The organism is Marinicrinis sediminis, assembly GCF_042685085.1.
Classification (GTDB): Bacteria; Bacillota; Bacilli; order Paenibacillales; family KCTC-33676; genus Marinicrinis; species Marinicrinis sediminis.
In genome coordinates this window covers 155,180-178,129 of record NZ_JBHUMM010000007.1, presented here as the reverse complement: position 1 = coordinate 178,129, position 22,950 = coordinate 155,180, and the positions used below count along the sequence as shown (strand labels likewise).

Genomic DNA, 22,950 nt, shown 5'->3' with positions numbered 1-22,950 from the left:
ATAGGTAGGATTTATTTGTTTGAACAGAAAACAATAGAAAGAAAGGCAAGGGAGGCAGCATCTTATGAACAGATGGTTTGCACTGAAGGAGCGCGGCACGACCGTACAGACGGAAGTGATGGCCGGGATTACAACCTTTTTTACCATGGTGTATATCGTTATCGTAAACCCGGGTGTACTAGGTCAGGCAGGCATGGATTTTGAAGGGGTGTTTATGGCGACCATATTCGCCAGTATCATCGGGACGCTAATTATGGGGATGGGCTCAAACTACCCGATCGTGATCGCACCCGGGATGGGGCTCAACGCCTATTTTGCCTTTACCGTTGTAGGGGGCGAGGTAACCTGGCAAATGGCTCTTGCAGCCGTTGCCATGTCCGGCATTTTGTTTGTGCTGCTCTCGCTGACCTCGTTTCGCTACATGCTGCTGGATGCGATTCCGGCCAGCCTGAAGCATGCGATAACAGCGGGCATTGGCTTGTTTATTACGTTTATCGGGTTGCAGAACGCCGGGATCATTGTCGATTCCCCTGCCACGCTGGTCACACTGGGTGATTTGCGCGAACCGATGACGTATCTCACCCTGATCGGACTCGTCATAACCCTGGTGCTCATGTCCTATCGGGTAAAGGGATATCTCTTCATCGGTATGCTGCTGACGGCTGTGCTTGCCTTTCTGATGGGGCTGCTGGATATGCCGGACAAATGGATCGGCTGGCCGAGCGGTTTATCGGAAACGGCCTTCCAGATGGATTTCAGTGGTGTATTTGAACACGGCCTGTATGCGGTCATCTTTACCTTTTTACTGATCACGTTATTTGATACAACGGGTACGATGCTGGGAGTAGCCGAGCAGGCTGGATTGATGAAGGACGGGAAGTTTCCTCGCTCACGGGGCGCTTTGCTGGCTGATGCGGTGGGCACGACAGCCGGTGCTGCGCTCGGAACGAGTCCTACGTCTGCCTATATCGAATCCAGTGCAGGTGTGGCAGTAGGAGGGAGAACGGGACTTACCGCTGTGGTCGTCAGTGTCTTGCTCGGCCTGACCTTGTTCATTGCCCCGCTGGCTCAGGTACTGGCAGGCATACCGGCGATTACGGCGCCAGCTCTGATTATTGTCGGATTTTTAATGATCAGTGTCGTTCAAAAAATCGAATGGACCGATTTTGAAGTGGTTTTTCCCGCATTTCTGATCATTGTCCTCATGCCGCTGACGTACAGCATCGCCACAGGCATTGGAGTGGGTTTCATTGTCTATCCGGTATTAAAGGGAATCAGAGGCAAATGGCGAGACGTGCATCCGATCTTTTATCTGTTCGCGGTATTGTTCTTCATCCAGTTGGTCTTCTTTAGTCACTGACTTTGTTTTCGCTTCGCTCCAATAAGGCCAACAATTTGACTGCAAGTTCCCTGTTTGCACAATCCGCCCAGACCTCCACCATCTGTTCCTTTCTTCGATTGGACAGCACGCGGAGGTCTTTTTTTACGATGCCCATCCAGTCCGGAGATTGCCACGTTTTTCGGCACACCCAGAACCTGCCGTCCTGCTTCATAATTTTCCATTTCATGCGCGCTGTTCCTCCATTCGAAAAATCCCTATCTGCAGGATCAGGGATATGCCTGATGCCTGAGCAGATAGGGAGCTGATTGTGGATATATATCCGTAGTGTCTTTAATGTCCGGCCATGATCGGAGCTTCAACCTCTGGTGAGCTGCCGTCTGATGGTGCCTGCTTTGGTTTCTTCAGTAAGAATCCAAGCAGCATGCCGATAAAGGCGATGACAGACAGGATGAAGAAAGTATCACTATAAGAGTCAAACAAGACGCCGAGCCCTTGCATCATGGACATCGGATCGAATTCGGGATGCGCCTCCATCCGGTTGGCCAGAATCGTGCTCAGTCCGGCAACGGCGAAGGATGTCATGACCTGCTGGGCCGCAGTAGTCAAGGAAGTGACACGTCCCACCAGATTTTGCGGAGCAGCCTGAATCAAATGCGTATTAAGCGGCATCATGGACAGACCCATACCTGCACCGAGCAGAGCGAGCGGCAGCATAATCATGAAGAGTCCATCCTCTGCCGAAACGGTAGAGAACAGATAGGAAGCGAGTGTTACGATTCCCATTCCGGTAACGAGCAAAGGTCTTACACCGAATTTGTCGAACAGCTTGCCGCCAATCGGCATGAACAATCCGGAAGCAATCGCTTGTGGCAGCATGATCAGACCGGTTTCCAGTGCCGTATAGCCTTTGGTGAGCTGCAGGAACAGGGGAACCAGGAACATCGAGCCAAACAGCGCGATTTGCGAGATCCACTGAACGATAATACCCTTGGTAAAATCAGGTGAACGGAATACACGCAGTTCCAGGAGCGGCTGCTTGCGAGACAGCTCGGCGATGATGAAGATAATCAACGCCACGACCCCGATGGCGATACCTCCGATGGTTTTACCGGACGTCCAGTCTACGGCTCCTTCACTGACACCGAAGGACAGCGCAGCAAAGGCAAGCGGTCCAAAGATAATACCTAGCATATCCAGGGCGGCAACCGCCTGGCGTTCGATATTAGGCAAAGTGCGTATGCCGGCAAAGATACCGATAATACCGATTGGAATGTTAATGAGGAAGATCCATTCCCATGAGGCATAGTCAACGAATAGTCCTGCTACCACTGGTCCGAGAGCCGGAGCTAGCAGAATGGGCACACCTAGCATCCCCATGACGGTTCCTACTTTTCCAGGCGGGCTGAGTCGGTAAATGATCGCCATCGCGATCGGCATGACCATACCGCCTCCCAAACCTTGCAGGATTCGGAAGAGAATCAGCATTTCGACGGTGTTGGCCAGTGCGCACAACAGGGAGCCGATGGTGAACAAGCCAACAGAGATGATAAAGATGCGTTTGGCGCCATACCGGTCAGACAACCAGCCAGCTAGCGGAATGACGGCAGCCTGGGCGAGCGCATACCCCGTTACAGTCCATTGAACCACGGACAAGTCGCGGCCGAATTCGGACATGAGGCTGCGCAGGGCTACGTTCATGGCGGTACCATCCAGAATAACCATGAATAATCCGATAATGATCGCCACGAGAGGGGCAAGAATCGCTTTGATGGACATCGATTCTGCTTCCGGGCTTGCTTTTGATGCAGTTGACATTTTTCTCCTCCTCTATCTTTCTCCTCCTTGATTGACCCCTGTCTCAATCAGGGATACAATAAGAAGAAATCATAACGTTATATGTTGTGTTAGGGCGGACAATTGTCCGCACTCTTTGGATCATAGCGGACAATTGTCCGGATGTCAAGAACACACACCGCCCCACACAAACTTTTAACAATGAGGTGACCAGCATGATCGCACCGGATGAAAGACCCCAGCTATCAGACAGAAGACGATTGATTCTGCATACAGCGCAAAAACTGTTCGACGAAAAGGGCATTGAGAATGTCAGTATGCACCAAATTGCCAAGACAGCGGGCATCGGGCAGGGTACCTTGTACCGTCGTTACCGTCACAAGGGGGATCTGTGCCTGGATCTCATGCAGGAAAGTTTTTATCGATTCAAACAAGAGGTGAGTCTGTATCTCGACCCGGTTGTATCCGACAAGTCGATCAAGCACATCCTGATGCAGTTTACACTGGACGTCCTCCAATTTATGGAGCACAAACCGAAATGGCTGAATACCGTTCAGCTCGCCAAGCAAACCTGCAATGAGGACAGGGGGCGTTTCTTTGATTCTGCTCCGTATCAATTTATCCAGGGGACCATTCGCCAGTTGCTGGAAGAAGGGATGAAGCGGGGGGAATGTCAGGAGATGGACCCGGACTTTGCCTCAAGAGCCATGCTGGCTGCCATGGCCCCGGATTTATTTGTTTACCTTACCCAGGACTGCGCATATACCGTTCCTGAACTGCATGAGCGATTTTGCAATCTTTATATTCATACGTTATTCCCTGCGCAAAAAGGAGGCATACATGGATCATAACTGGCATACAATAGGGTAGAGCTCGCCGAACGGGGAACCGAAAACGGGTGAAGATTCAGGTTGCAACTTGCTGTCATGTGTGCTACACTATGGGTATTATGGATCAGATTGATCGCGACCTGAATTCACGTGTTGTTGAGGGTTAGATTTCTCGTTGATTTAACCTTGAGCAATATGTGAATTTTTTATTTTATAAGCTTTTTATAACAATAAAGAAGATCATATAATTTAAAATGTAGTGGAGGTTTTCTTTCATGGAAACAGGAACAGTAAAATGGTTTAACGCAGAAAAAGGTTTTGGATTTATCGAAGTAGAAGGCGGCAACGATGTATTCGTACATTTCAGCGCAATCGTCGGAGACGGATTCAAAACACTTGAAGAAGGACAACGTGTTGAGTTCAACATCGTTCAAGGAAATCGCGGACCACAAGCTGAGAACGTAGTTAAGCTGTAAGCTTACGCGTTTTGGAAAGTGCCCTTAACATCGTGTTAAGGGCATTTTTTCATGAAGAACCTAACCTCATGCAGGGTGGGTTCATATGAATGGACTGGATTGTATAAAATAGGAAGTGAAGGTTCATCCTTTGAATATAATATCAGGAAACACACAGCTTGAATGGAAAACAGGCCGTAATCCGTAATCCATGACAGGGGGTATATGCGATGTACGTTCGAAAAAAGTTTGCAGAAGAAATCGTGGAAGAGGACACACAGATCTGGTCGTGTCCGGAGGAAGGCTGTAATGAGTGGATGCGCGACAACTTTTCCTTTGAAGCAGCACCTACATGCAGCCAGTGCCACACACCGCTTGTGAAAAGTGTGAAGAAACTGCCTGTGCTCGTGAATACGAACAAAAACCAGAAGTCATCTGAGAAAGGCATTCAGATTGGGAAGTAAAGAGCCAGACATCACGCTTTTCATCTTCTCTGTTACATCTGCCTCCTAAACGGGTAATCTAAGAAAAAGCAGGTTACTGAAGGAGGCGTTTCGGATGGAGACCTTTACAGAGAAACGGACGGAAGAACAGGCTAGACATCAACAGATGTATGAGGAATATGAGCTGTTTGAGCAAGGGACCTGGCTGGAGAAGCCAGATGAGCAGTTGATGGAAGAATTGCGGCAGATGACCCGTCATACACAGGCTGCTTCACTTCGCGTACTCGATCTTGGCTGTGGAATTGGACGCAACAGTATCCCGATGGCGAAGATCATTGGACCGCGAGGCGGGAAGGTTACGGGTGTAGACGTACTTGAAGATGCCCTTTCCAAACTGGAATCCTACAGCAGACAATATCAGGTTGAGGATGTTATCACGGTAAAAAAGGGAGACATCGAATATATTCGTATTCCCCCTCAATCCTATGATGTGATCGTCGCTCACGGCTGTCTGGAGCATGTCTCATCAGTTGAGCGATTCCAGCAGGCACTGTTGCAGCTGGCAGAGGCAGTCAAGCCTGGTGGCTTGATCTCTGTGGTCGTGAATACGCATGTTCGGGAAAAGGACGCGGAAACCGGAGAACCGTTAGAGCCTTCTCTTGAATTGAACATGTCTACAAGCGATACGATGGAAAAGATGAAACAGCAATTTAAAGACTGGCGGATTATGGAGCTAAGCACTTCGCCGCATGAAGTCGAAGAGGTGAGAGAAGATCGGGATATCCGGTTCCAGCATGATCTGATTCGCCTGACTGCCTATTGCCCGGTTTCGAACTGAGCATCCTCATCTGATCCATATTCATTGCAAGATATCAACGGATTAGCGTGGACAAAATCATATCTTTCACCCTCATGCATCGATCTGTACCGTATGAATTTACGGGAGGATCGATGTTTTTTTTGTTGCAGAAATGTGACTGTCTTCATAGATTTTCCGCTCACTCTCCCCAAAATGTGATAAATGTTACATCGCGGATGTAGGGGCTTTTTTATAATATCAGAAAGTCCACATGGGATGAGTTGAACGAGTGACAACAAATATGAAAATGAAGACAGCATGCAGCTGAAAAGGAGTGTTGGATGTGTTTGAAAGCTTGGATTTGGCACGCTGGCAATTTGGGATTACAACGGTGTATCACTTTTTGTTTGTCCCGTTGACCATCGGGATGGTATTTCTGATTGCCCTTATGCAGACCAAATACGTGATGAGCAATGACGACAATTATAAACGGATGGTGCAGTTCTGGGGGAAATTGTTTTTACTTAACTTTGCCGTGGGCGTCGTGACCGGGATTATGCAGGAGTTTCAGTTTGGCATGAACTGGTCGGATTACTCCCGCTATGTGGGAGATGTGTTCGGTGGCCCGCTGGCGGTTGAAGCGCTGGTTGCCTTTTTCCTGGAATCGACCTTTATCGGAATCTGGATCTTCGGTTGGGATCGTCTGCCGAAGAAAATTCATCTGGCTTCCATTTGGCTTGTTTTCGTGGGGACGTCGATATCTGCGTTCTGGATTTTGACCGCGAATTCATTCATGCAGGAGCCGACGGGTTATACGATCCGTAATGGGCGGGCCGAGATGACGAGTTTTGGAGACTTGCTGACCAACCCGCAGCTATGGGTTGAATTTCCCCATGTCATTGTAGCGGCTTTGACGACGGGCGGCATGTTCGTAGCCGGGATCAGTGCCTACAAGCTGGCACGCAAGCAGCAAGTAGAAATATTCAGGCCTTCCTTCTCCATCGCGATCGTCGTGACTTTGATTGCCAGTGTTCTGGTTGCCTTCACCGGTCATGAGCAGGCACAGCATTTGATGGAATCCCAGCCGATGAAGATGGCCGCATCCGAAGCCCTTTGGGATACGAGTGAAGATCCGGCACCTTGGACCGTGTTTGCCTCTATTGATACGGAAAAAGGGGAGAATGGTTTTCAGGTTGACATTCCAGGCGCTCTCAGTATGCTGGCCTACAATAAATTCGAAGGCAGCGTAAAAGGGATGAATGATCTGCAAGCGGAATATGAGGCGAAATATGGACCTGGCAATTATATTCCACCGGTTAAAACGACGTTCTGGAGCTTCCGCATCATGGTGGGTGCAGGCATGCTGATCATCCTGCTCAGTCTGATCGGTACGATTCTGATGCTGCGCAATCGTCTGGAGGGCAAGGTTCGTTATCTGAAATGGATGGTCCCAGCTATTGCTCTGCCATATATCGCGAATTCAGCGGGATGGATTATGACGGAAGTAGGCAGACAGCCTTGGGTTGTGTTTGGCCTTCAGAAGACCAGTGACGGGGTATCCCCGACGGTATCCGCCGGTATGGTTCTGACATCCCTGATCGGTTTTACCGTTATCTATGGCATCTTGGCAGCTGCACTGGTCTATTTATTTGTTCATTTTATCAAGATAGGCCCGGATGCGGATGTGCATGCTGGCCATGTGCCTCATCATCCTGACCGCGATGCGACGCAAGCGGGAGCGCTCTGAGGAATCATAGGGCTATCAAAGCTGTCAGGTGATCGGATAGGAGTAGAGAGCTAAGATATATAGCTCGGAATAGAGACAGAGATAGAGATAGAGAGAAAGAAAAAGAAAAAGAGAGAAAAAGAGATGGCAGAGAACCACGCTGGACACGCGATAGAAACACAATAGAAAAGCGATGGAATCGCGATGGACACGTGAGCGAGGGACAATAGAGGAGGCGAAACTGGATTATGATCGAGCTTGAGGTCGTATGGTTTATATTGATTACGGTATTGTTTGTCGGCTTTTTCTTTCTGGAAGGTTTTGATTTTGGCGTGGGTATGCTGATGCCGTTCCTGGGTAAAAAGGATATCGATCGCAGAATCATTATCAATACCATTGGCCCATTTTGGGATGGTAATGAAGTGTGGTTTATTACGGCGGGGGGCGCGATGTTTGCCGCATTTCCCCACTGGTACGCAACTTTGTTTAGCGGATTTTACATGGCGTTGTTCCTGATGCTGCTGGCCTTGATCGGACGGGGTGTGGCCTTTGAATTCCGCAGCAAGCTGGAGAGCAAGCGCTGGAGAGCGACTTGGGACTGGGTTATTTTCGTTGGCAGTCTGCTGCCTCCGCTACTGTGGGGGGTTGCCCTTGCGAATCTGATGCGGGGCGTGCCGATTGACGAGAGTATGAACTATGTAGGCAGCTTCTGGGATCTGATCAGTATATATTCCGTAACAGCGGGCATCAGCATCGTACTGCTGTTCATCTTGCATGGCGCGCTGTTCCTTTCCTTGAAAACAGAAGGGGAACTGAAGGAGAAAGCGCACAAAGTGGCGATGAAAGCCGGAGCGTGGACATCTGCCCTGCTATTGCTGTTCATCGTGCTTAGCTATGTCGAAACAGACATGTTTACAAGAGACGGGATTAGTCCTGGTGCGATTCCGATTTTGGCAGGATTCGCGTTGTTGTCCGTGCATTTTCTGATCAAGTCCAAGCGGTTCGGCTGGGCTTTTGTGATGACCGGGATTACGATCGCGCTGTCTACCATTACGGTATTTATGGATCTGTTCCCGCGCGTCATGATCAGCTCGCTGAATCCGGAATGGAATCTCACCATATACAACGCAGCTTCGGGCCAATATTCCCTCAAGGTGATGACGATCGTTGCGCTGACGACCGTACCTTTTGTACTGGCTTATCAGGCCTGGACGTACTGGGTGTTCCGTAAACGGGTCACGGAAAGTGATCATTTGGATTACTGATTATGAAAGGATTGTTTAAGCAGATTGGTTCAGCGCGCAAGCTGCTTGTCATCAGTATCGGCTTTGGCATTCTTACGGGCCTGTTCATCCTGCTGCAAGCGACGACTCTGGCCGCCATCATCGATGGCGCCTTCTTGCAGGAAAAGGATCTCCAGGCGCTGCTTCCACTGCTCTGGCTGCTCTTGTTGTGGCTGGTCCTGCGTATGATGATACAGACTGCCGGAGAGTGGGCGGCCAGCGCGATGACCATTCGCATCAAGCAAGATTTGCGAAGCCGGCTCGTACGGCATCTCGCGAAGCTGGGCCCCCATTATATGAAGCGGGAGCGCAGCGGGGAACTGATTCATACGGTATATGCCGGAATCGAGCATCTGGATGCGTATCTGGCCAAATATATTCCGCAAGCCGCCTATTCCATGATCATTCCGTTCGCCATTGGCATCACAGTGCTGGGGCTTGATCTGGTCACGACGGCGGTATTTATTGTGACCCTGCCCTTGCTGATCCTGTTCATGATTCTGATTGGCATCGGCGCCAAGGCGATGACCGATCGTCAATGGCGAACACTTGGACTGCTTGGCGGTCATTTCATGGACATTCTCAAGGGATTGACGACGCTGAAGCTCTACAATCGCAGTAAGGCTCAAATCGAAATCATTCGCGGAGTCAGTGAACGCTATCGCAAGACTACGATGGGAACGCTGCGGGTTGCGTTCCTTTCTGCTTTCGTGATGGAGCTGTTTGCCACGCTGAGTACGGCAATCATCGCCGTATTTTTAGGTCTGCGTCTCATTTCGGGCGAGATGGACTTTCGCAGTGCCTTTCTGATTTTGCTGCTTGCCCCGGATTTCTATGCGCCGATTCGGCAATTGGGCACGCAATACCATGCCGCGATGAACGGCATCTCGGCGGCCAAACGCATTTTCGAGATTCTGGATACGAAGCCGCTCGGATGGACGGAGGAAGACGGAGGCAGCAAACAGTTGCCAGCACAGAAAAAGGGCTATGCGATTGAATTTGATCAGGTGAGTTTCCGTTATCCGGATTCGGAGCAGGACGTGCTGAAAAATGTATCCTTTCGACTCGAACAGGGACACTGGCTGGCGATTGCCGGTCCGACCGGTTCAGGCAAAAGCACCCTGCTGGAGCTGTTAATGGGGTACCTGAAGCCGACATCTGGACGGATTCTCATAGAGGGCGTGGATTTGGCGGAGCTGTCGATCCAATGGTGGCGGGAACAGCTCGCGCCTGTGGCCCAGCGGGTGCATTTGTTTCACGGCACCTTGCAGGATAATCTGACGATCGGACATGCACAGGCTACCGCCACCGAAGTGCAGGATGCATGCCGAGACGCCAGACTGGATCAGCTGGTTGCGACGCTCCCTGAGGGGCTGGAAACGATCATGGATGAATCCGTACGTCTGAGCGGAGGCCAGGTACAGCGGATTGCGATCGCCAGAGCGTTGCTGAAGCCGTCCCCGGTATGGCTGTTCGACGAGGCGACCGCTCAGCTTGATGTGGAAACCGAGCAGATGATTCAGCATACCTTAAATCCGCTGTTGGCTGCGCGTACGGCCATTACGGTTGCTCACCGACTTGCGGTGACGAGAGAGGCCGATCATCTGCTGGTGCTGCAGGATGGCGAAGTGGTCGAAACCGGGACGCACGAGACCTTGCTCCAGCAGCAAGGATTGTATGCCTCCATGCTCCAGGCTGAGCATATGGAAGGGGCTGCGCATTGAAGGCGGCTGTCCGCAAACACATAGATGGAAGATTGGATTGAAAAATAGATGGAAGAGTAGAAGGAAAAATCATTTGCAGGATAGATGGAAGGGTGCGGGAACGAGCGCAAACTTGGAGAGGGGGAGGACAAATGAATATCATCAGGGAACTGCTTCGCTTTATCTTCCCTCATAAGTGGCTGGTGGCACTGTCTGTGCTGTTTGGTTTTCTCACCGTAGGAACGAATGTTGGCTTGATGGGCACCTCCGGCTACCTGATTGCATCGGCTGCGCTGCAACCGGAAACGGTCTTGCTGCTCTGGATGCCGATTGTCGGGGTGCGTTTCTTCGGATTGAGCAGGGGCGTCTTTCGTTATCTGGAGCGTCTGGCCTCTCACGATCTCACCTTTCGTATTTTGGCCAGACTTCGCGTGTGGCTGTATACCGGGATGGAGCCTCATGCCGTACGGTTGCTGGAGGAGCATCGCAGTGGAGATGTATTGAATTCCGTCATGAATGATGTTGATCAGATGCAAAACGTATATTTGAGAGTGTTGTCTCCGCCTGTCATTGCGGTGCTGACCGCGTTGTTGGGATTTGTCATTCTGGGAAGCTATGACCTTACATTAGGCCTGGTACTGCTTGCGATGATGACGCTCGCCGGGATCGCCATTCCGTGGTGGAATCGCCGGGCTACCCGGCAATGGGGGGATCGCCATGTGGCGGTTCGGTCAGAGCTCTATACGGAAACCTCCGACCTGATTGCGGGAATGGGGGAACTGACTGCCTACGGCAAACTGGATGACAAGCTGAATCAGCTGGAGGCAACACAAGAAGAACTCTCCCGCGTTCAGCGTAAAATGGGCGGCATCAGCAGTGTCAGCTCGGGCCTCATGTTCGGTGTCAGTCACATCGCGATGTGGCTAACCCTGCTATTGGCTATTCCGTTGACAGCCAGTGGGGAAATCGGGGGGATCGCCCTTCCGACGATTACCCTGGTTGCCCTGGCTTGCTTTGAAGCCATCATGCCGCTCCCGCTGGCCTTTATGGAATGGGATCAGACCGTTGCAGCAGGTCGCCGTCTGCTGCGTTTGGCGAAGGGGAACGCATTTGCCGATAAAGGGCAGGAAGATCGTGCACCGTTAACGGATCAGCAAACAGATCAGATAACAGATCAGACAATAGATCAGCAGGCTGTTCGGCGCTCTGATGATCCATATTCTCCGTCTGTGCATTCAGAGTTGCCTGATTCTGAACGTTCTTCGCAAACCGCTTTTGAACTGACAGAAGTGACGTACGCCTATCCGCAGCAAAGCTGTCCGGCATTGCAGCAGGTGTCGATGACCATTCCGGAAGGGGCGCATGTGGCGATCGTAGGCGAAAGCGGCTCGGGCAAGAGTACCCTGTTGCAGCTGCTGCTCAAGCTCCGTCAGCATGAACAGGGAGAGATCAGGCTGAATGGCATGGATATTCACCAGATCACAGAGGAAAATGTGAGAGAAGGCATCGCGTATATGCCGCAAAATCCGTATTTGTTCCATGCCTCGATTGCCGATAATTTGCGGTTGGCTAAACCGGATGCCACGCAGGCGGAACTTGAGGAAGCAGCTCGTCAGGCACTGATCCATGACACGATTGCTGCCTTGCCGCAAGGCTACGAGACGATTGTCGGAGAATGGGGAACGCGATTTTCAGGAGGAGAGCAGCAGCGTCTATCTCTGGCCAGAACGCTCCTGAAGGATGCCCGCATCGTATGCTTTGACGAACCGACGACTGGACTGGACCCGATCACGGAACGCGCCTTTTACAACAGCATGAAATCGGTACTCCGGGATAAAACAGTTGTTTGGGTCACGCATCGCCTGACGGGATTGAGAGAGATGGATCAGATCTGGGTGATGAATAAAGGTCGCGTGGAAGAGCACGGAACCGAGGATGTGCTGCTGACCAGAAACGGCAAATATGCACAACTGTGGAAGCAGAGACAGACGCAGCTGCACTGGCCTGCCGACTCCGGCCTGTCCGCCTCATCCAGCGGAAATACCCCTGCCTCCTCCCTGCGAACTTGATGAATGCGGGTGGACAGGGGAACCGCTCTGAATGGCGGGCTATGAACGCTTGACGACGTTGAATTGATCTTCGATGAGCAGCCAGTTCTGCGGAAAATCCAGGCCAAGCTTCCAGTAGCTCACCCCTCTGAGACCGAGCTCTTTTAGCAGCTTGAACTTGGCGAGAATCGATCTGGCATCCTCAAACCATACGATATGTCCTTTTCCCTCATCATCGATATAACGGAAGAACGGCGCCTGGGCCTTGTAATCATACTGGATGGCGCTGTTTTCCTTGCGTGCAAGCGCGATGGCAGCCTGCGGGCTGAGCGCTTTGGCGTACGGACCGCCCGGCACATACGGCAGCGTCCAGTCATATCCATACAGATTTTGCCCCATCATGATTTTCGAGCCGGGCATTTCGGTGAGGGCATATTCCAACACCTGACGAACCGGCCCGATGGGCGACACGGGCATGGGAGGACCCCCGCTGTATCCCCACTCGTATGTCATAATGACCACAAAATCCACGATTTCGCCATGGGCGCGGTAGTCGTGAGCGGTATACCACTCCCCGGTCTGCTGCGCGCTGGTTTTGGGAGCCAGTGCAGTGGAAATCAAATAGCCCTCCTGATGGATGCGGTCTGCAGCCTTGCGTAAGAAGCGGTTGTAGGCTTCTTTGTCTGCGGGTCGCAGAAATTCCATGTCAAAATGGATATCCCGGAATCCGAGCTGCCTGGCTGTGCGCAAGATTTGATCGAGCAATCGATTCTGCAGCTCTTCGCTGTTTAGGATGATACGGCCCAGCTCATTGCTGAACTGATCCCCTTCGAGATTAGTAACGACCATCATCAGGGTTACCTGCTGATTCGCAGCGATCTGGGATAAGCCGGTCAGCGGCGGAGCCTTCAGGGAGCCGTCCCGTTGAATCTGGAAACTGAACGGGGCGAGATAGGTCAGGTGGGGAGCTGCCTCCCTGGCTGCCTGAAGCAGGTCGCTGGAGACGCTCTCGCCACGCGGTTCGATATAGGCATTGAACTCTGCCGGGCGCTTGTTGGCGGGCGGTATATACAGGCGGGTCCCGATTTGCAGCGGCTGGCTGACACTGATCTGGTTCACAGCGGCAAGCGTGGGATACGGGATGCCGAATTTCTGTGAGAGGGTATACCAGCTGTCCCCCGACTGAACCCAGTAATAGGAGCCGGTGATGGGCAGGACGAGTGCCTGTCCGACGACCAGCGTCTGATCAGCCTGAATGTCATTGGCCTCGGCAATTTGTGCGATCGATACGCCGTATGCCTGTGCCAGACCGAACAACGTTTGACCTGGCTGAATCACATGAATCTGCATGCTTCTCTCCTCATTTCCGTTTCATTCTGAGCGTCGTTTCATGTCCACGATCTCTTTCGATTAGCGTATGCATGAAGGGCATACTGGGTGAATGTCTATTATAAAAAGAGATGAGAAATCCTGTCCTTCCATAAAACGGATTGAAATTCCAGTTGGGGTGAACTAGTATAGAAGTACACCATTATGGGAGGTTCCCGGTCATGAAGTCTGTCAAAACATCCACGAGAGATACGGTATACAATATACTGAAAGAAAAAATAATCGATTTGAGCCTGGCGCCTGGCATGACCATCAGTGAGAATGAAATGGCGGAGTCTCTGAAAGTCAGTCGCACCCCGATTCGGGAAGCGCTCATTCGCTTGTCCCAGGAAGAACTGGTTGAAATTTATCCGCAGAAGGGAACCACCATTTCCCGCATTGATTTATCTCTTGTGGAAGAAGCCAGATTCATGAGAGAGCAGCTGGAGCGAGCCGTAATCCGTGAAGCTGCCGAGCGGATTCCTGAGGCCATCCTGCATGAGATTCACTCCAACCTGGCGATGCAGGAAATCTACGCCAAAACCAAAGATATGAAGAAGCTTTATGAGCTGGATGGAGAATTCCATGAATGGATTTTCATTGGATGTGGGAAGCATAGAATATGGAAACTGATTTATTCCATGGATGCTCACTTGAACCGTCTGCGTATGCTACAGTACACCACCAGCCTGGACTGGGTGCAGGTAGTTGGCGAGCATCAGCAGATTGCCCGGGCGATTGAGCTGCATGATATGGAACTGGCTGAACAGCTCGTGCAAAAGCATCTGAATACCGTTCAGATTGATCAGGAGAAATTGAAGGAAGCGTACCCTACCTATTTCAGTCCATCCGTGTAACGAGAAAACAACGCCATATTGCTTAAAAGGCAAGCCGTCTGTTCCTGCTAAGGGGAATAGCGGCTTGTTGATTTTTGTAGCAATGACGATTGTCACATCTTCCGTCCTGGAAATGTGATAGTTTAAGTAGAGACAAATATATAGAGGGAGTTTGAGAGCCATGAATAATTTGGAGAGCGCACTGCTACAGGTAGAAGAGCTGGCTCTGAAGAAGAGAAAGATTCTGAACACCAGCTGGCCTCAATTTATGCTGAGAGCCATCATCGCAAGCATGTTTATCGGCATGGGAGTTGTGGTGGCCTTTACGACAGGAGATTTATTTTATCAGGTGCATTCCCCTTGGGCGTATCCGCTTGCCGCCTTTACATTTGGTGGCGCGATTATCCTGATTGCTTACGGGGGCGGGGACTTGTTTACGGGTAACACCTTTTATTTTACGTATGCAGCTCTGCGCAAGAGAAGCTCCTGGATCGATGCGATCAAACTGTGGCTGTTCAGCTACACAGGGAATCTCATTGGCGCATTTTTATTTGCTTTTTTAATTTTGGCGGCAGGCTTGTTTGCGCATGCCGATGCGGACTCGATGCTGATGGTGATTGTAGCCAAGAAAATGACGGCTCCGACGATGGAACTTTTTTTTCGGGGCATCCTTTGTAACTGGATGGTCTGTCTGGCTTTCTTCATTCCGATGACTCAGCAGGGAGACGGGGCGAAGATGTTTACCATGATGCTGTACGTGTTCGGATTCTTCATCTCCGGGTACGAACATAGCATTGCCAATATGGCCTCGTTCGCGATTGCGCTCGTATCGGAGCATCCGGACAAGATCTCGATGGCCGGCTTTGTTCACAATATTATTCCGGTTACTCTGGGCAACCTCGTTGGGGGCGGACTCTTCATGGGTGCCGTATATGCCTTTATCAACCGCAAAAAATCGGAACCTTCTCCCGATGCCTGATCACCCCTCTCGTGGGGCTTGATCCCGTATTGTGACAGGTCCTGACAAAGAACGCCTCCTGTGTATCTGGCCAGGAGGCGTTTTGCATGGTACAGATTGAATTAGGATGAACAAGCTCAATTTTGTATGATACCGGCTAATTCAGGATGAATGCGCTCAATCTTGCAAGGTGCGTACTAGGTCTTCAGCGCTTTCCTGAATCTGCTCGTCCGTCAGGGGATGTACGCCGTGCAGTACGAATGAAGGGCGAAACTTCATGCCAGTCAAGTTTGCCATAGCCTGGAAAGGCTTGGTCAGTTCACTTATACTGTACTGATTATATCCGCCGGCCTGGTAAGCGGGCGCCGGACCACCGGTGGAAATGGCCAGCATGAATGTTTTTCCATGCAGCTTGTCGCCTTTGGCTCCGTAAGCCCAGCCGTACTCCAGCACGACATCCTGCCATTCCTTCAGCAGGGAGGGGCTGCTGTACCAATAAAGCGGAAACTGAAAGACCACTCGCTCGTGAGCCAGCAAACGTGTCTGCTCTTGTTCTTTGTCAATCCTTCCGGTCGGATAAGCGCCGTACAGATCATGAACCGTCATATTTTCCTCCTGTTTTAGTCGCTCCATCCATGCCTTGTTTATTTTTGAGTTTTCCAAATGGGGGTGTGCAACGATGACCTGTGTCTTCATAGGGAATCTCACCTTTCAGATCGGATTATTTTTTAGTTTCCAGTATTTTATTTTCAAGCATTTCAGTTTCCAGTGATTTGGCTTCAAGCATTTCAGCTTTAAGTATCACTTCGATATCGGTACGTTCCTGCGACATGCGATAAAAGGCTTCGGCGGCATGGTTGGCTGTCAAACCGCTTCCTTCTTGTACGAATCCATTTACGGTTAAGGTGCCCACATAGATACCCACAGGTTGCAGTTCCTGATGCAGACTGTAGGAGAGACTGCGCAAACCGGCTTTGCTAATGGCCAGCGACGAATACGAAGCATGTGGCTGCAAGGCCAGACCTCCGCCCGTCAGCAGAATGGCCCCTTCCTTCATATGCGGAACAACCGCCTGTACACTTGTCAGTGCCCCTCCCACACTGATCTGAAAATCATGCAGCAGATCAGATACCTCCACTTGGGTCGGCATACCCGGCGTTCCCGCAGCAGCATTGTAGAGCAGTACATCGATACGTCCAAATGCACCAATCACCCGATCAATGGCCCCGCGTAGGCTGGATGCTTGCGAGGCATCCCCTACAGAAGTCTTGGCCATGATTCCCTGCGCGGCCAGCTCTTCTTCATAGCGCTGGAGCGTTTCGATGGAGCGCGCAACAAGGGCAATCTTATATCCCGCTTTCCCAAACTTTCTGGCTGTGTGTAGACTGATGCCAGGTCCAGCCCCGATAATCAGCATCGTTTTGTCTTTCATTCGGATTCCTCCTGTCCCCTATGGGGAAATTTTGATTTATATTTGTACATACAAATTAAGGTTAAAAAAAATTAGATGTCTCTGTCTGTCTCCAGTTTCACACTCGCTTCATGCAGCATTTTACTGAGCTCCAGGCTGAATTCACGACCGATGGAGGCCGCATAAGCGTCAAAAAAGCTCTTCAAGGCTTGTCTAAACTGCTCATACATGCGCTCTCCTTCATCCGTCAAGGAAATGGCGGTTTCTTTGCCGATCACATGACGCGTGACCAGCTTTTTCTTTTCCAGCTTATCGATGAATCGGGTACTGGTAGAAGGAGCAATCGACAGCCTTTGACATAGATCCTTTTGTGTAAGTTTCGGGTGAAAATGGATGACAAAGATCATGTACAGATAAGAAGGAGCGAGATCATCAAAGTCAAACATCTGATCGGCCATTTTGGTAATGTTGCGTGCAAACCGATTGGTTGTGAAGAACAGGCAGTTCATCAACACACTTTCTTCTTCTGTCATGTCATCCCATCCTTTACTAATCATTCTGCTCGGGTCATCATCATTTGTATATACAAATTAGCACACAAATCGGCAACGGTCAACTTGCTAACGACAGACGGGACATTTTGGTATAATAGCGGGAAGTGCAAGGCACAATACTAGATTTTTGGACAGGTGGTACACATGGATACACATGCGGGGAAACAGTCGGAAAAGCCAAATAGATCAGATAGACCGGAAAGACTGGAAAAGCTCATTTTGCATCCTGTACGGATGCGGATTATTCAGGCCTTGGTGGATGGAGCTCAATTGACAGCGAAACAGCTGCTGGAACGATTGGATGACGTATCCCAAGCGACCTTGTACCGCCACATACAAGTGCTGGAGCAGGCCCACCTCATTACCGTGACCGAACAGATCAGAAAGCGCGGGACGCTGGAGCGAATTTTTATGCTGCCTGAGCATCAGTCCCCGCTTACGCTGCAAGCACTGGAAAAGGTGTCCTCAGAAGAGCATTTCGCGTTGTTTATGAAATTTGCGACCCACGTAATGGCTGATTTTGGCGAATATGTGCATCAGAGTTCTGCGCAACTGATGAAAGACGGCGTCACTTATCGCCAGGTACCGCTTTGGTTGTCCGATGCGGAGAATGAGCAGCTTATCCGGCAGATGCGGGAGCTGATCGAGCGTGCTGCACAGAACAAGCCCAGAGCGGATCGGCGGAGACGATCGGTCACCACGATCATATTTCCTGAAGCAGAGGCGGACAAGGCAAGTGAGGAGGCAGGTGATGATCCGTCCTGACGCTCTTTTTCCATTACGGAACCTACCTCCGTTACCGTCTCGGAACTTACAGGCTGCCCGCCTTCATGTACGTGTGCAGGGGAGGCGTATTTGAGAAAATCAGGTACGCTTCGGGCAGGAAAAGCCATTGCACGACTTTATACTTGTATGCTAGTATACAAGTATAACATGACCACATGAAGCTAAAGGAAAGTCAGGTGGAGCAGCATGAACAAAATACACGTATACAACAGCATCATGGACAGTGGGATCGTCGCCATTATTCGGGAAAGCAGAGCTGAAGTGGCGGAGTCGATGACCGCCGCTTGCCTGGAAGGAGGCATTCAGTCCATAGAGGTCACGTTTACCGTGCCGAAGGCGGAACAATTGATCGAGAAACTGAGAGGAAAGCAGCAGCACCCTGCCATTACGATCGGAGCGGGAACGGTACTGGATGCAGAAACAGCCAGAATCGCGATCTTGTCAGGAGCCCAGTATATTGTCAGTCCGGCCTTCGATGCAGAAACAGCCAGATTGTGCAATCGCTATCAGGTGCCTTATATGGCGGGTTGCATGACGATCAAGGAAATGATCCAGGCGATGGAAGCGGGCGTTGATCTGATCAAGCTGTTTCCTAGCAATCAGTTTGATCCATCGTTCATCCGGTCCGTAAAGGGGCCGTTGCCCCAGGCCACACTCATGCCTACAGGTGGGATTGGTCTGGAGCAGATCGAAGCCTGGGTGAGAGCAGGCAGTGCGGCTATAGGTGCAGGAAGCGAGCTGACGAAGAGCGGGCGCCAGGGCGATTATGGTACGATTGCGAAGCTGGCAGCTCAGTTTGTGAACAGAGTGAGAGAGACACGGGAGCAGATGAACGGGTCAGGTGAGGCGGGATGAGCCAATACGTCGTAACCTTTGGTGAGATGCTCATTCGGCTCTTGCCCCCTGGACGGCTGCGATTTTCTCAAGCCGATTCGTTGGATATGTTTTTTGGCGGTGCGGAGTCCAATCTGGCGGTCAGTCTTGGACAATGGGGCTTGCCGGTTCGCTATGTAACCAAGCTTCCTGATCACTGGGTCGGAGACGGAGCGATTCGCTATTTGCAGCAGTATGGCGTTTGTACACGGCATATTGCGAGGGGCGGCCCGCGGATGGGGCTCTACTTTATGGAAAGAGGGGCCTCTACCTTACGGTCTCCCAAAGTGGTATATGATCGGTCGGGTTCCTCATTTGCAGCGGCCCGGACAGATGATTTTGACTGGAAGGAAGCGCTGGCTGATGCAAACTGGCTGCATGTCACGGGCATTACGCCAGCGGTTGGTCAGTTGACCAGTCTCCAGGAGGCGATCAAGGAAGCGAAGCGGCGTCATATTCCGATCAGTCTGGATCTGAATTACCGTGCTGCATTATGGAGCCGGGAAGAGGCAGATCGGGTCATGCGTCCACTGATTCCGGATGCAGACACAATCATCGGGTTGGACCAAGACTTGATTCAGGGTATGGGCGAGCAGCTTTTGCCCAATCAGCCTTATGCGAAGCGTGCGGAAGCGATCAGAAGAGGTTTGCAGCAAATGGAACAGCGGTATGGTACCGGCAAAGTCTATCTGTCCACACTTAGGAATCCGATTTCTGCGGCACGTAACCAGTTAAGCGGATACAGCCTGCAAAATGGTGAGATCAGGGAATCAGCCCTGTATGATTTTGAGATTGTGGACCGCGTAGGTGCAGGGGATGCCTTTGCGGCAGGATATATTTATGCCAAGCAGCAGGGTATGGAACCACAGCCTTGTATCGAGTTCGCAGTTGCAGCTGCGGCGATGAAGCATTCGATTGAAGGAGATGCCAATCAGGTATCCGTGAACGAAATTCAGGATTTTATGGCAGGAGAACGGTATGGCGTTGTAAAAAGATAATATAAATGGGGAGTGAATGAGAATGAAAATGAAAAAAGTACGTGCAATGGATTTGAATATTTCTGCAGTTGGCCTGGGTTGCTGGGCGTTTTCGGGTGAGAATCAGTGGGATGATTATGACGACAGTATGTCGATTCAGACGATTCATCAAGCGCTGGATCTGGGGATTAACTTTTTTGATGTGGCCCCTGTGTATGGACTTGGTCATGCTGAGAAAGTGCTCGGTCAGGCACTGAAAGAGCGCAATGTAAATCGGGCCGACGTCATCATTGCCTCCAAGGTAGGGCTCGTCTGGGATGCGGAGAATCGAGTGACGAACAACCTGACGAAAGAGAGCATCATGAAGGAGATTGACGACAGTCTCGAAAGACTGCAGACCGATTACATCGATCTCTATCAGATTCATTGGCCAGACCCGAACACGCCGATTCAGGAGACCATGTTGGCCCTGAATGAGGTTCAGAAGAGTGGAAAGATTAAATATATCGGCGTTTCCAATTTCAGCCTGGCTCTGACGAAGGAAGCGATGCAGTATGCAGAAGTGGCTTCTTTCCAGGGCTTGTACAATATGATTGAACGCAATCCATCGGAATATCACACGATTCCGCTCGGGTACCGGGCAGCGGACGAAATTCTTCCATTGTGTGAAAAGGAAGGCATGGCGTTTCTGCCATACAGTCCATTATTCCAGGGCCTTTTGACCGGCAGCTTTACCCGTACGAACAACTTCAGTGATCAAGACGTGAGAGCAAACAATCCGAAGCTGAGCGGGGATCGTTTTGATGCTTATTATGAGCTGGTAGAAGAGCTCAAGGCATTTTCGGATGAAATCGGCAAGCCGCTCAATCAGGTGGCGATGAACTGGCTGATTCAGCAGGATGCGGTAACCTCGGTCATTTGCGGGGCACAGACACCGGAACAAATGGTGTCAAATGCGAAGGCAGTGGAGTGGGCATTGACAGCAGAACAAATGAACCAGCTTAATGCAATGGTAGAGAAATCCGGCTTGCATCTGGAGTAAGAACAGGAGGATACGGTATGCGTAAATGGTGGAAGGAAGGTATCGTCTATCAAGTATATCCGCGCAGCTTCTATGACAGCAACGGGGACGGGATTGGCGACTTGCAGGGTGTCATCGAGAAGCTGGATTACATCCAGTCACTCGGAGCCGACATCATCTGGCTGAATCCAGTATATCGCTCTCCGAACGATGACAATGGTTATGATATCAGTGATTATTACAGCATCATGGAAGATTTCGGAACGATGGCAGACTGGGAGCAATTACTGGCGCAGATGCATCAGCGCGGTATGAAGCTCATTATGGATCTCGTTGTGAATCATACATCGGACGAACATCCGTGGTTTGTCGAAGCCCGCGCTTCCAAGGACAGTCTTTACCGGGATTATTACGTCTGGCGTCCGGCTGATGGCAAGCAGCCTCCGAACAACTGGCGATCCTTCTTCAGTGGATCGGTCTGGGAGCTGGATGAGCAGACTGATGAATACTACCTTCATCTGTTTTCCAAAAAACAGCCTGACCTGAACTGGGAGCAGGAAGAGGTCAGACTGGACATTTACAGCATGATGAAGTGGTGGCTGGACAAAGGTATTGACGGCTTCCGTATGGATGTCATCAATATGATCTCCAAGCCCCCTCAGTTTGAAGACGCAGCGCCAGTCGGGGATGACGGATACGCCAACGGCGGTGACGCCTTTATCAACGGCCCCCGCGTACACGAATATTTGCAGGAAATGAATCAGAAGGTGCTGCGGCATTATGATATCCTGACGGTTGGAGAGTGCCCGGGTACGAGCCCGGAAGAGGCGCTGAAATACGTGGGAGAGGATCGACAGGAGCTTCAGATGCTCTTCCAGTTTGAGCATATGAAAGTCGATCGCAGTCCGGACAACAAGTTTGAGACCATTCCGTGGAAATTGACGACATTGAAGCGGGTGTTGACCAAGTGGCAGACTGAGCTGCATGGTCGCGGATGGAACAGTTTGTACTGGATGAACCATGATCAGCCCCGAACCGTTTCCCGGTTTGGGAATGATGGTCAGTACCGCATTGCTTCGGCTCAGATGCTGGCGACATGTAATCTGACGATGCAAGGTACGCCCTACATTTATCAGGGTGAAGAAATTGGCATGACCAACGTCCATTTTACCGATATCGAGGATTATCAGGACCTGGAGTCCGTCAATTATTATCATACACGCATGAAACTCGGTGAAGATCCACGGCAGGTGCTCGAGCAGATTCATCAGCAGAGTCGCGACAACAGCCGTACACCGATGCAGTGGGATGCGAGCGAGCATGCCGGGTTTACGACGGGCTCCCCATGGCTCAAGGTGAATCCGAACTATGCCTCTATTAACGTGGAGCAGGACAGGGTCGCTGACCGTTCGATCTTCGCCTACTATCAGCAGCTGATTCAACTGCGAAAAGAACACCTTACCCTCGTGTATGGTTCCTTCGAAAACCTGCTGGAAGAGGATGAGCAGCTGTTCGCTTATGTTAGAAAGGACGAGCAGGGCACATATCTCATCATCTTGAACTTCACAGAGCAGGAAGCAAGGTTCCAGCTTCCCGATTATCTTCCGCATGGGGGATGGGAGAAATTGCTGGGCAACGATGATAACTATCACGACTCTGATCAAGATAAGCAGACACCAGCGAATCTGCAAAACATGATCTTTTCCCCGTATGAGGCTGCGGTCTATCGGTTGCAGCCCTAAT

22 protein-coding genes are annotated in these 22,950 nt (G+C 50.8%); 16 read left to right on the top strand and 6 right to left on the bottom strand.

Annotation, left to right across the window (positions count from 1 at the left end; translation table 11 throughout):
• Nucleotides 1–64: 64 nt before the first annotated feature.
• The gene (locus ACFSUC_RS04820; RefSeq protein WP_379928353.1) at nucleotides 65–1,360 is read left to right on the top strand and encodes an NCS2 family permease; all 1,296 of its coding nucleotides are present in this window, start codon (nucleotides 65–67) and stop codon (nucleotides 1,358–1,360) included.
• Here the strand turns inward: ACFSUC_RS04820 and ACFSUC_RS04815 are convergent.
• Both ACFSUC_RS04815 and ACFSUC_RS04810 read right to left on the bottom strand, forming a co-directional pair.
• Nucleotides 1,350–1,568, bottom strand: coding sequence for a hypothetical protein (locus ACFSUC_RS04815; RefSeq protein WP_379928352.1), 219 nt, complete (start codon nucleotides 1,566–1,568; stop codon nucleotides 1,350–1,352). The two genes, ACFSUC_RS04820 and ACFSUC_RS04815, sit on opposite strands and share 11 nt — an antisense overlap.
• 104 nt (nucleotides 1,569–1,672) lie before the next feature.
• A complete protein-coding gene (locus ACFSUC_RS04810; RefSeq protein ID WP_379928351.1) occupies nucleotides 1,673–3,157 on the bottom strand; it encodes an MDR family MFS transporter in 1,485 nt (494 codons plus the stop codon).
• 194 nt (nucleotides 3,158–3,351) lie between these two features.
• Between ACFSUC_RS04810 and ACFSUC_RS04805 the strand changes: the two genes are divergently transcribed.
• The 8 genes from ACFSUC_RS04805 (at nucleotide 3,352) to cydC (ending at nucleotide 12,444) form a co-directional block, all read left to right on the top strand.
• Nucleotides 3,352–3,987: a TetR/AcrR family transcriptional regulator gene (locus tag ACFSUC_RS04805; protein ID WP_379928350.1), complete on the top strand. Its 636-nt coding sequence runs from the start codon at nucleotides 3,352–3,354 to the stop codon at nucleotides 3,985–3,987.
• Between the two features lie 254 nt (nucleotides 3,988–4,241).
• Nucleotides 4,242–4,442 (top strand): cold-shock protein, encoded by a 201-nt coding sequence (locus tag ACFSUC_RS04800; protein ID WP_379928349.1) that lies wholly within the window; start codon nucleotides 4,242–4,244, stop codon nucleotides 4,440–4,442.
• A 209-nt stretch (nucleotides 4,443–4,651) separates the two neighbouring features.
• A complete protein-coding gene (locus tag ACFSUC_RS04795; RefSeq protein ID WP_379928348.1) occupies nucleotides 4,652–4,885 on the top strand; it encodes a cold-shock protein in 234 nt (77 codons plus the stop codon).
• Nucleotides 4,886–4,979: 94 nt separating this feature from the next.
• Nucleotides 4,980–5,702, top strand: a complete 723-nt coding sequence (locus tag ACFSUC_RS04790; RefSeq protein WP_379928347.1) for a class I SAM-dependent methyltransferase — start codon at nucleotides 4,980–4,982, stop codon at nucleotides 5,700–5,702.
• Between the two features lie 304 nt (nucleotides 5,703–6,006).
• The gene (locus ACFSUC_RS04785; protein ID WP_379928346.1) at nucleotides 6,007–7,410 is read left to right on the top strand and encodes a cytochrome ubiquinol oxidase subunit I; all 1,404 of its coding nucleotides are present in this window, start codon (nucleotides 6,007–6,009) and stop codon (nucleotides 7,408–7,410) included.
• Between the two features lie 227 nt (nucleotides 7,411–7,637).
• Nucleotides 7,638–8,654: a cytochrome d ubiquinol oxidase subunit II gene (gene cydB / locus ACFSUC_RS04780; protein ID WP_379928345.1), complete on the top strand. Its 1,017-nt coding sequence runs from the start codon at nucleotides 7,638–7,640 to the stop codon at nucleotides 8,652–8,654.
• A gap of 2 nt (nucleotides 8,655–8,656) precedes the next feature.
• Entirely contained in the window at nucleotides 8,657–10,396 is a 1,740-nt protein-coding gene (gene cydD, locus ACFSUC_RS04775; protein ID WP_379928344.1) for a thiol reductant ABC exporter subunit CydD, read from the top strand.
• Nucleotides 10,397–10,527: 131 nt separating this feature from the next.
• The gene (gene cydC, locus ACFSUC_RS04770; RefSeq protein WP_379928343.1) at nucleotides 10,528–12,444 is read left to right on the top strand and encodes a thiol reductant ABC exporter subunit CydC; all 1,917 of its coding nucleotides are present in this window, start codon (nucleotides 10,528–10,530) and stop codon (nucleotides 12,442–12,444) included.
• 39 nt (nucleotides 12,445–12,483) lie between these two features.
• Here the strand turns inward: cydC and ACFSUC_RS04765 are convergent, their stop codons facing one another.
• Complete coding sequence (locus ACFSUC_RS04765) at nucleotides 12,484–13,773, bottom strand: glycosyl hydrolase family 18 protein (RefSeq protein ID WP_379928342.1); 1,290 nt, start codon at nucleotides 13,771–13,773, stop codon at nucleotides 12,484–12,486.
• Nucleotides 13,774–13,973: 200 nt separating this feature from the next.
• On the opposite strand from ACFSUC_RS04765, the gene ACFSUC_RS04760 reads away from it, so the two are divergent.
• Nucleotides 13,974–14,648 carry a GntR family transcriptional regulator gene (locus tag ACFSUC_RS04760; protein WP_379928341.1) on the top strand — a complete coding sequence of 225 codons (675 nt, stop codon included), beginning with the start codon at nucleotides 13,974–13,976 and terminating at the stop codon, nucleotides 14,646–14,648.
• A 160-nt stretch (nucleotides 14,649–14,808) separates the two neighbouring features.
• On the top strand, nucleotides 14,809–15,606 hold the full coding sequence (locus ACFSUC_RS04755; RefSeq protein WP_379928340.1) for a formate/nitrite transporter family protein: 798 nt from the start codon (nucleotides 14,809–14,811) through the stop codon (nucleotides 15,604–15,606).
• Between the two features lie 156 nt (nucleotides 15,607–15,762).
• Here ACFSUC_RS04755 and ACFSUC_RS04750 read toward each other — a convergent pair whose 3' ends face one another.
• The 3 genes from ACFSUC_RS04750 to ACFSUC_RS04740 form a co-directional block, all read right to left on the bottom strand.
• Entirely contained in the window at nucleotides 15,763–16,281 is a 519-nt protein-coding gene (locus ACFSUC_RS04750) for an NAD(P)H-dependent oxidoreductase (RefSeq protein ID WP_379928339.1), read from the bottom strand.
• A 25-nt stretch (nucleotides 16,282–16,306) separates the two neighbouring features.
• The gene (locus ACFSUC_RS04745; protein WP_379928338.1) at nucleotides 16,307–17,017 is read right to left on the bottom strand and encodes an SDR family NAD(P)-dependent oxidoreductase; all 711 of its coding nucleotides are present in this window, start codon (nucleotides 17,015–17,017) and stop codon (nucleotides 16,307–16,309) included.
• A gap of 71 nt (nucleotides 17,018–17,088) precedes the next feature.
• Complete coding sequence (locus ACFSUC_RS04740; RefSeq protein ID WP_379928337.1) at nucleotides 17,089–17,529, bottom strand: MarR family winged helix-turn-helix transcriptional regulator; 441 nt, start codon at nucleotides 17,527–17,529, stop codon at nucleotides 17,089–17,091.
• A gap of 165 nt (nucleotides 17,530–17,694) precedes the next feature.
• Here ACFSUC_RS04740 and ACFSUC_RS04735 point away from each other — a divergent pair, with 165 nt between their 5' ends.
• From ACFSUC_RS04735 to ACFSUC_RS04715, 5 genes are all read left to right on the top strand, one after another.
• Nucleotides 17,695–18,315: a helix-turn-helix domain-containing protein gene (locus ACFSUC_RS04735; protein ID WP_379928336.1), complete on the top strand. Its 621-nt coding sequence runs from the start codon at nucleotides 17,695–17,697 to the stop codon at nucleotides 18,313–18,315.
• A gap of 207 nt (nucleotides 18,316–18,522) precedes the next feature.
• Entirely contained in the window at nucleotides 18,523–19,191 is a 669-nt protein-coding gene (locus ACFSUC_RS04730) for a bifunctional 2-keto-4-hydroxyglutarate aldolase/2-keto-3-deoxy-6-phosphogluconate aldolase (RefSeq protein ID WP_379928335.1), read from the top strand.
• Nucleotides 19,188–20,207, top strand: a complete 1,020-nt coding sequence (locus tag ACFSUC_RS04725) for a PfkB family carbohydrate kinase (RefSeq protein WP_379928334.1) — start codon at nucleotides 19,188–19,190, stop codon at nucleotides 20,205–20,207. The genes ACFSUC_RS04730 and ACFSUC_RS04725 overlap by 4 nt, the downstream gene beginning before the upstream one ends.
• Before the next feature lie 22 nt (nucleotides 20,208–20,229).
• The gene (locus ACFSUC_RS04720) at nucleotides 20,230–21,228 is read left to right on the top strand and encodes an aldo/keto reductase (protein WP_379928333.1); all 999 of its coding nucleotides are present in this window, start codon (nucleotides 20,230–20,232) and stop codon (nucleotides 21,226–21,228) included.
• A 17-nt stretch (nucleotides 21,229–21,245) separates the two neighbouring features.
• A complete protein-coding gene (locus ACFSUC_RS04715; protein ID WP_379928332.1) occupies nucleotides 21,246–22,949 on the top strand; it encodes a glycoside hydrolase family 13 protein in 1,704 nt (567 codons plus the stop codon).
• The last annotated feature ends 1 nt before the right edge of the window (nucleotide 22,950 follow it).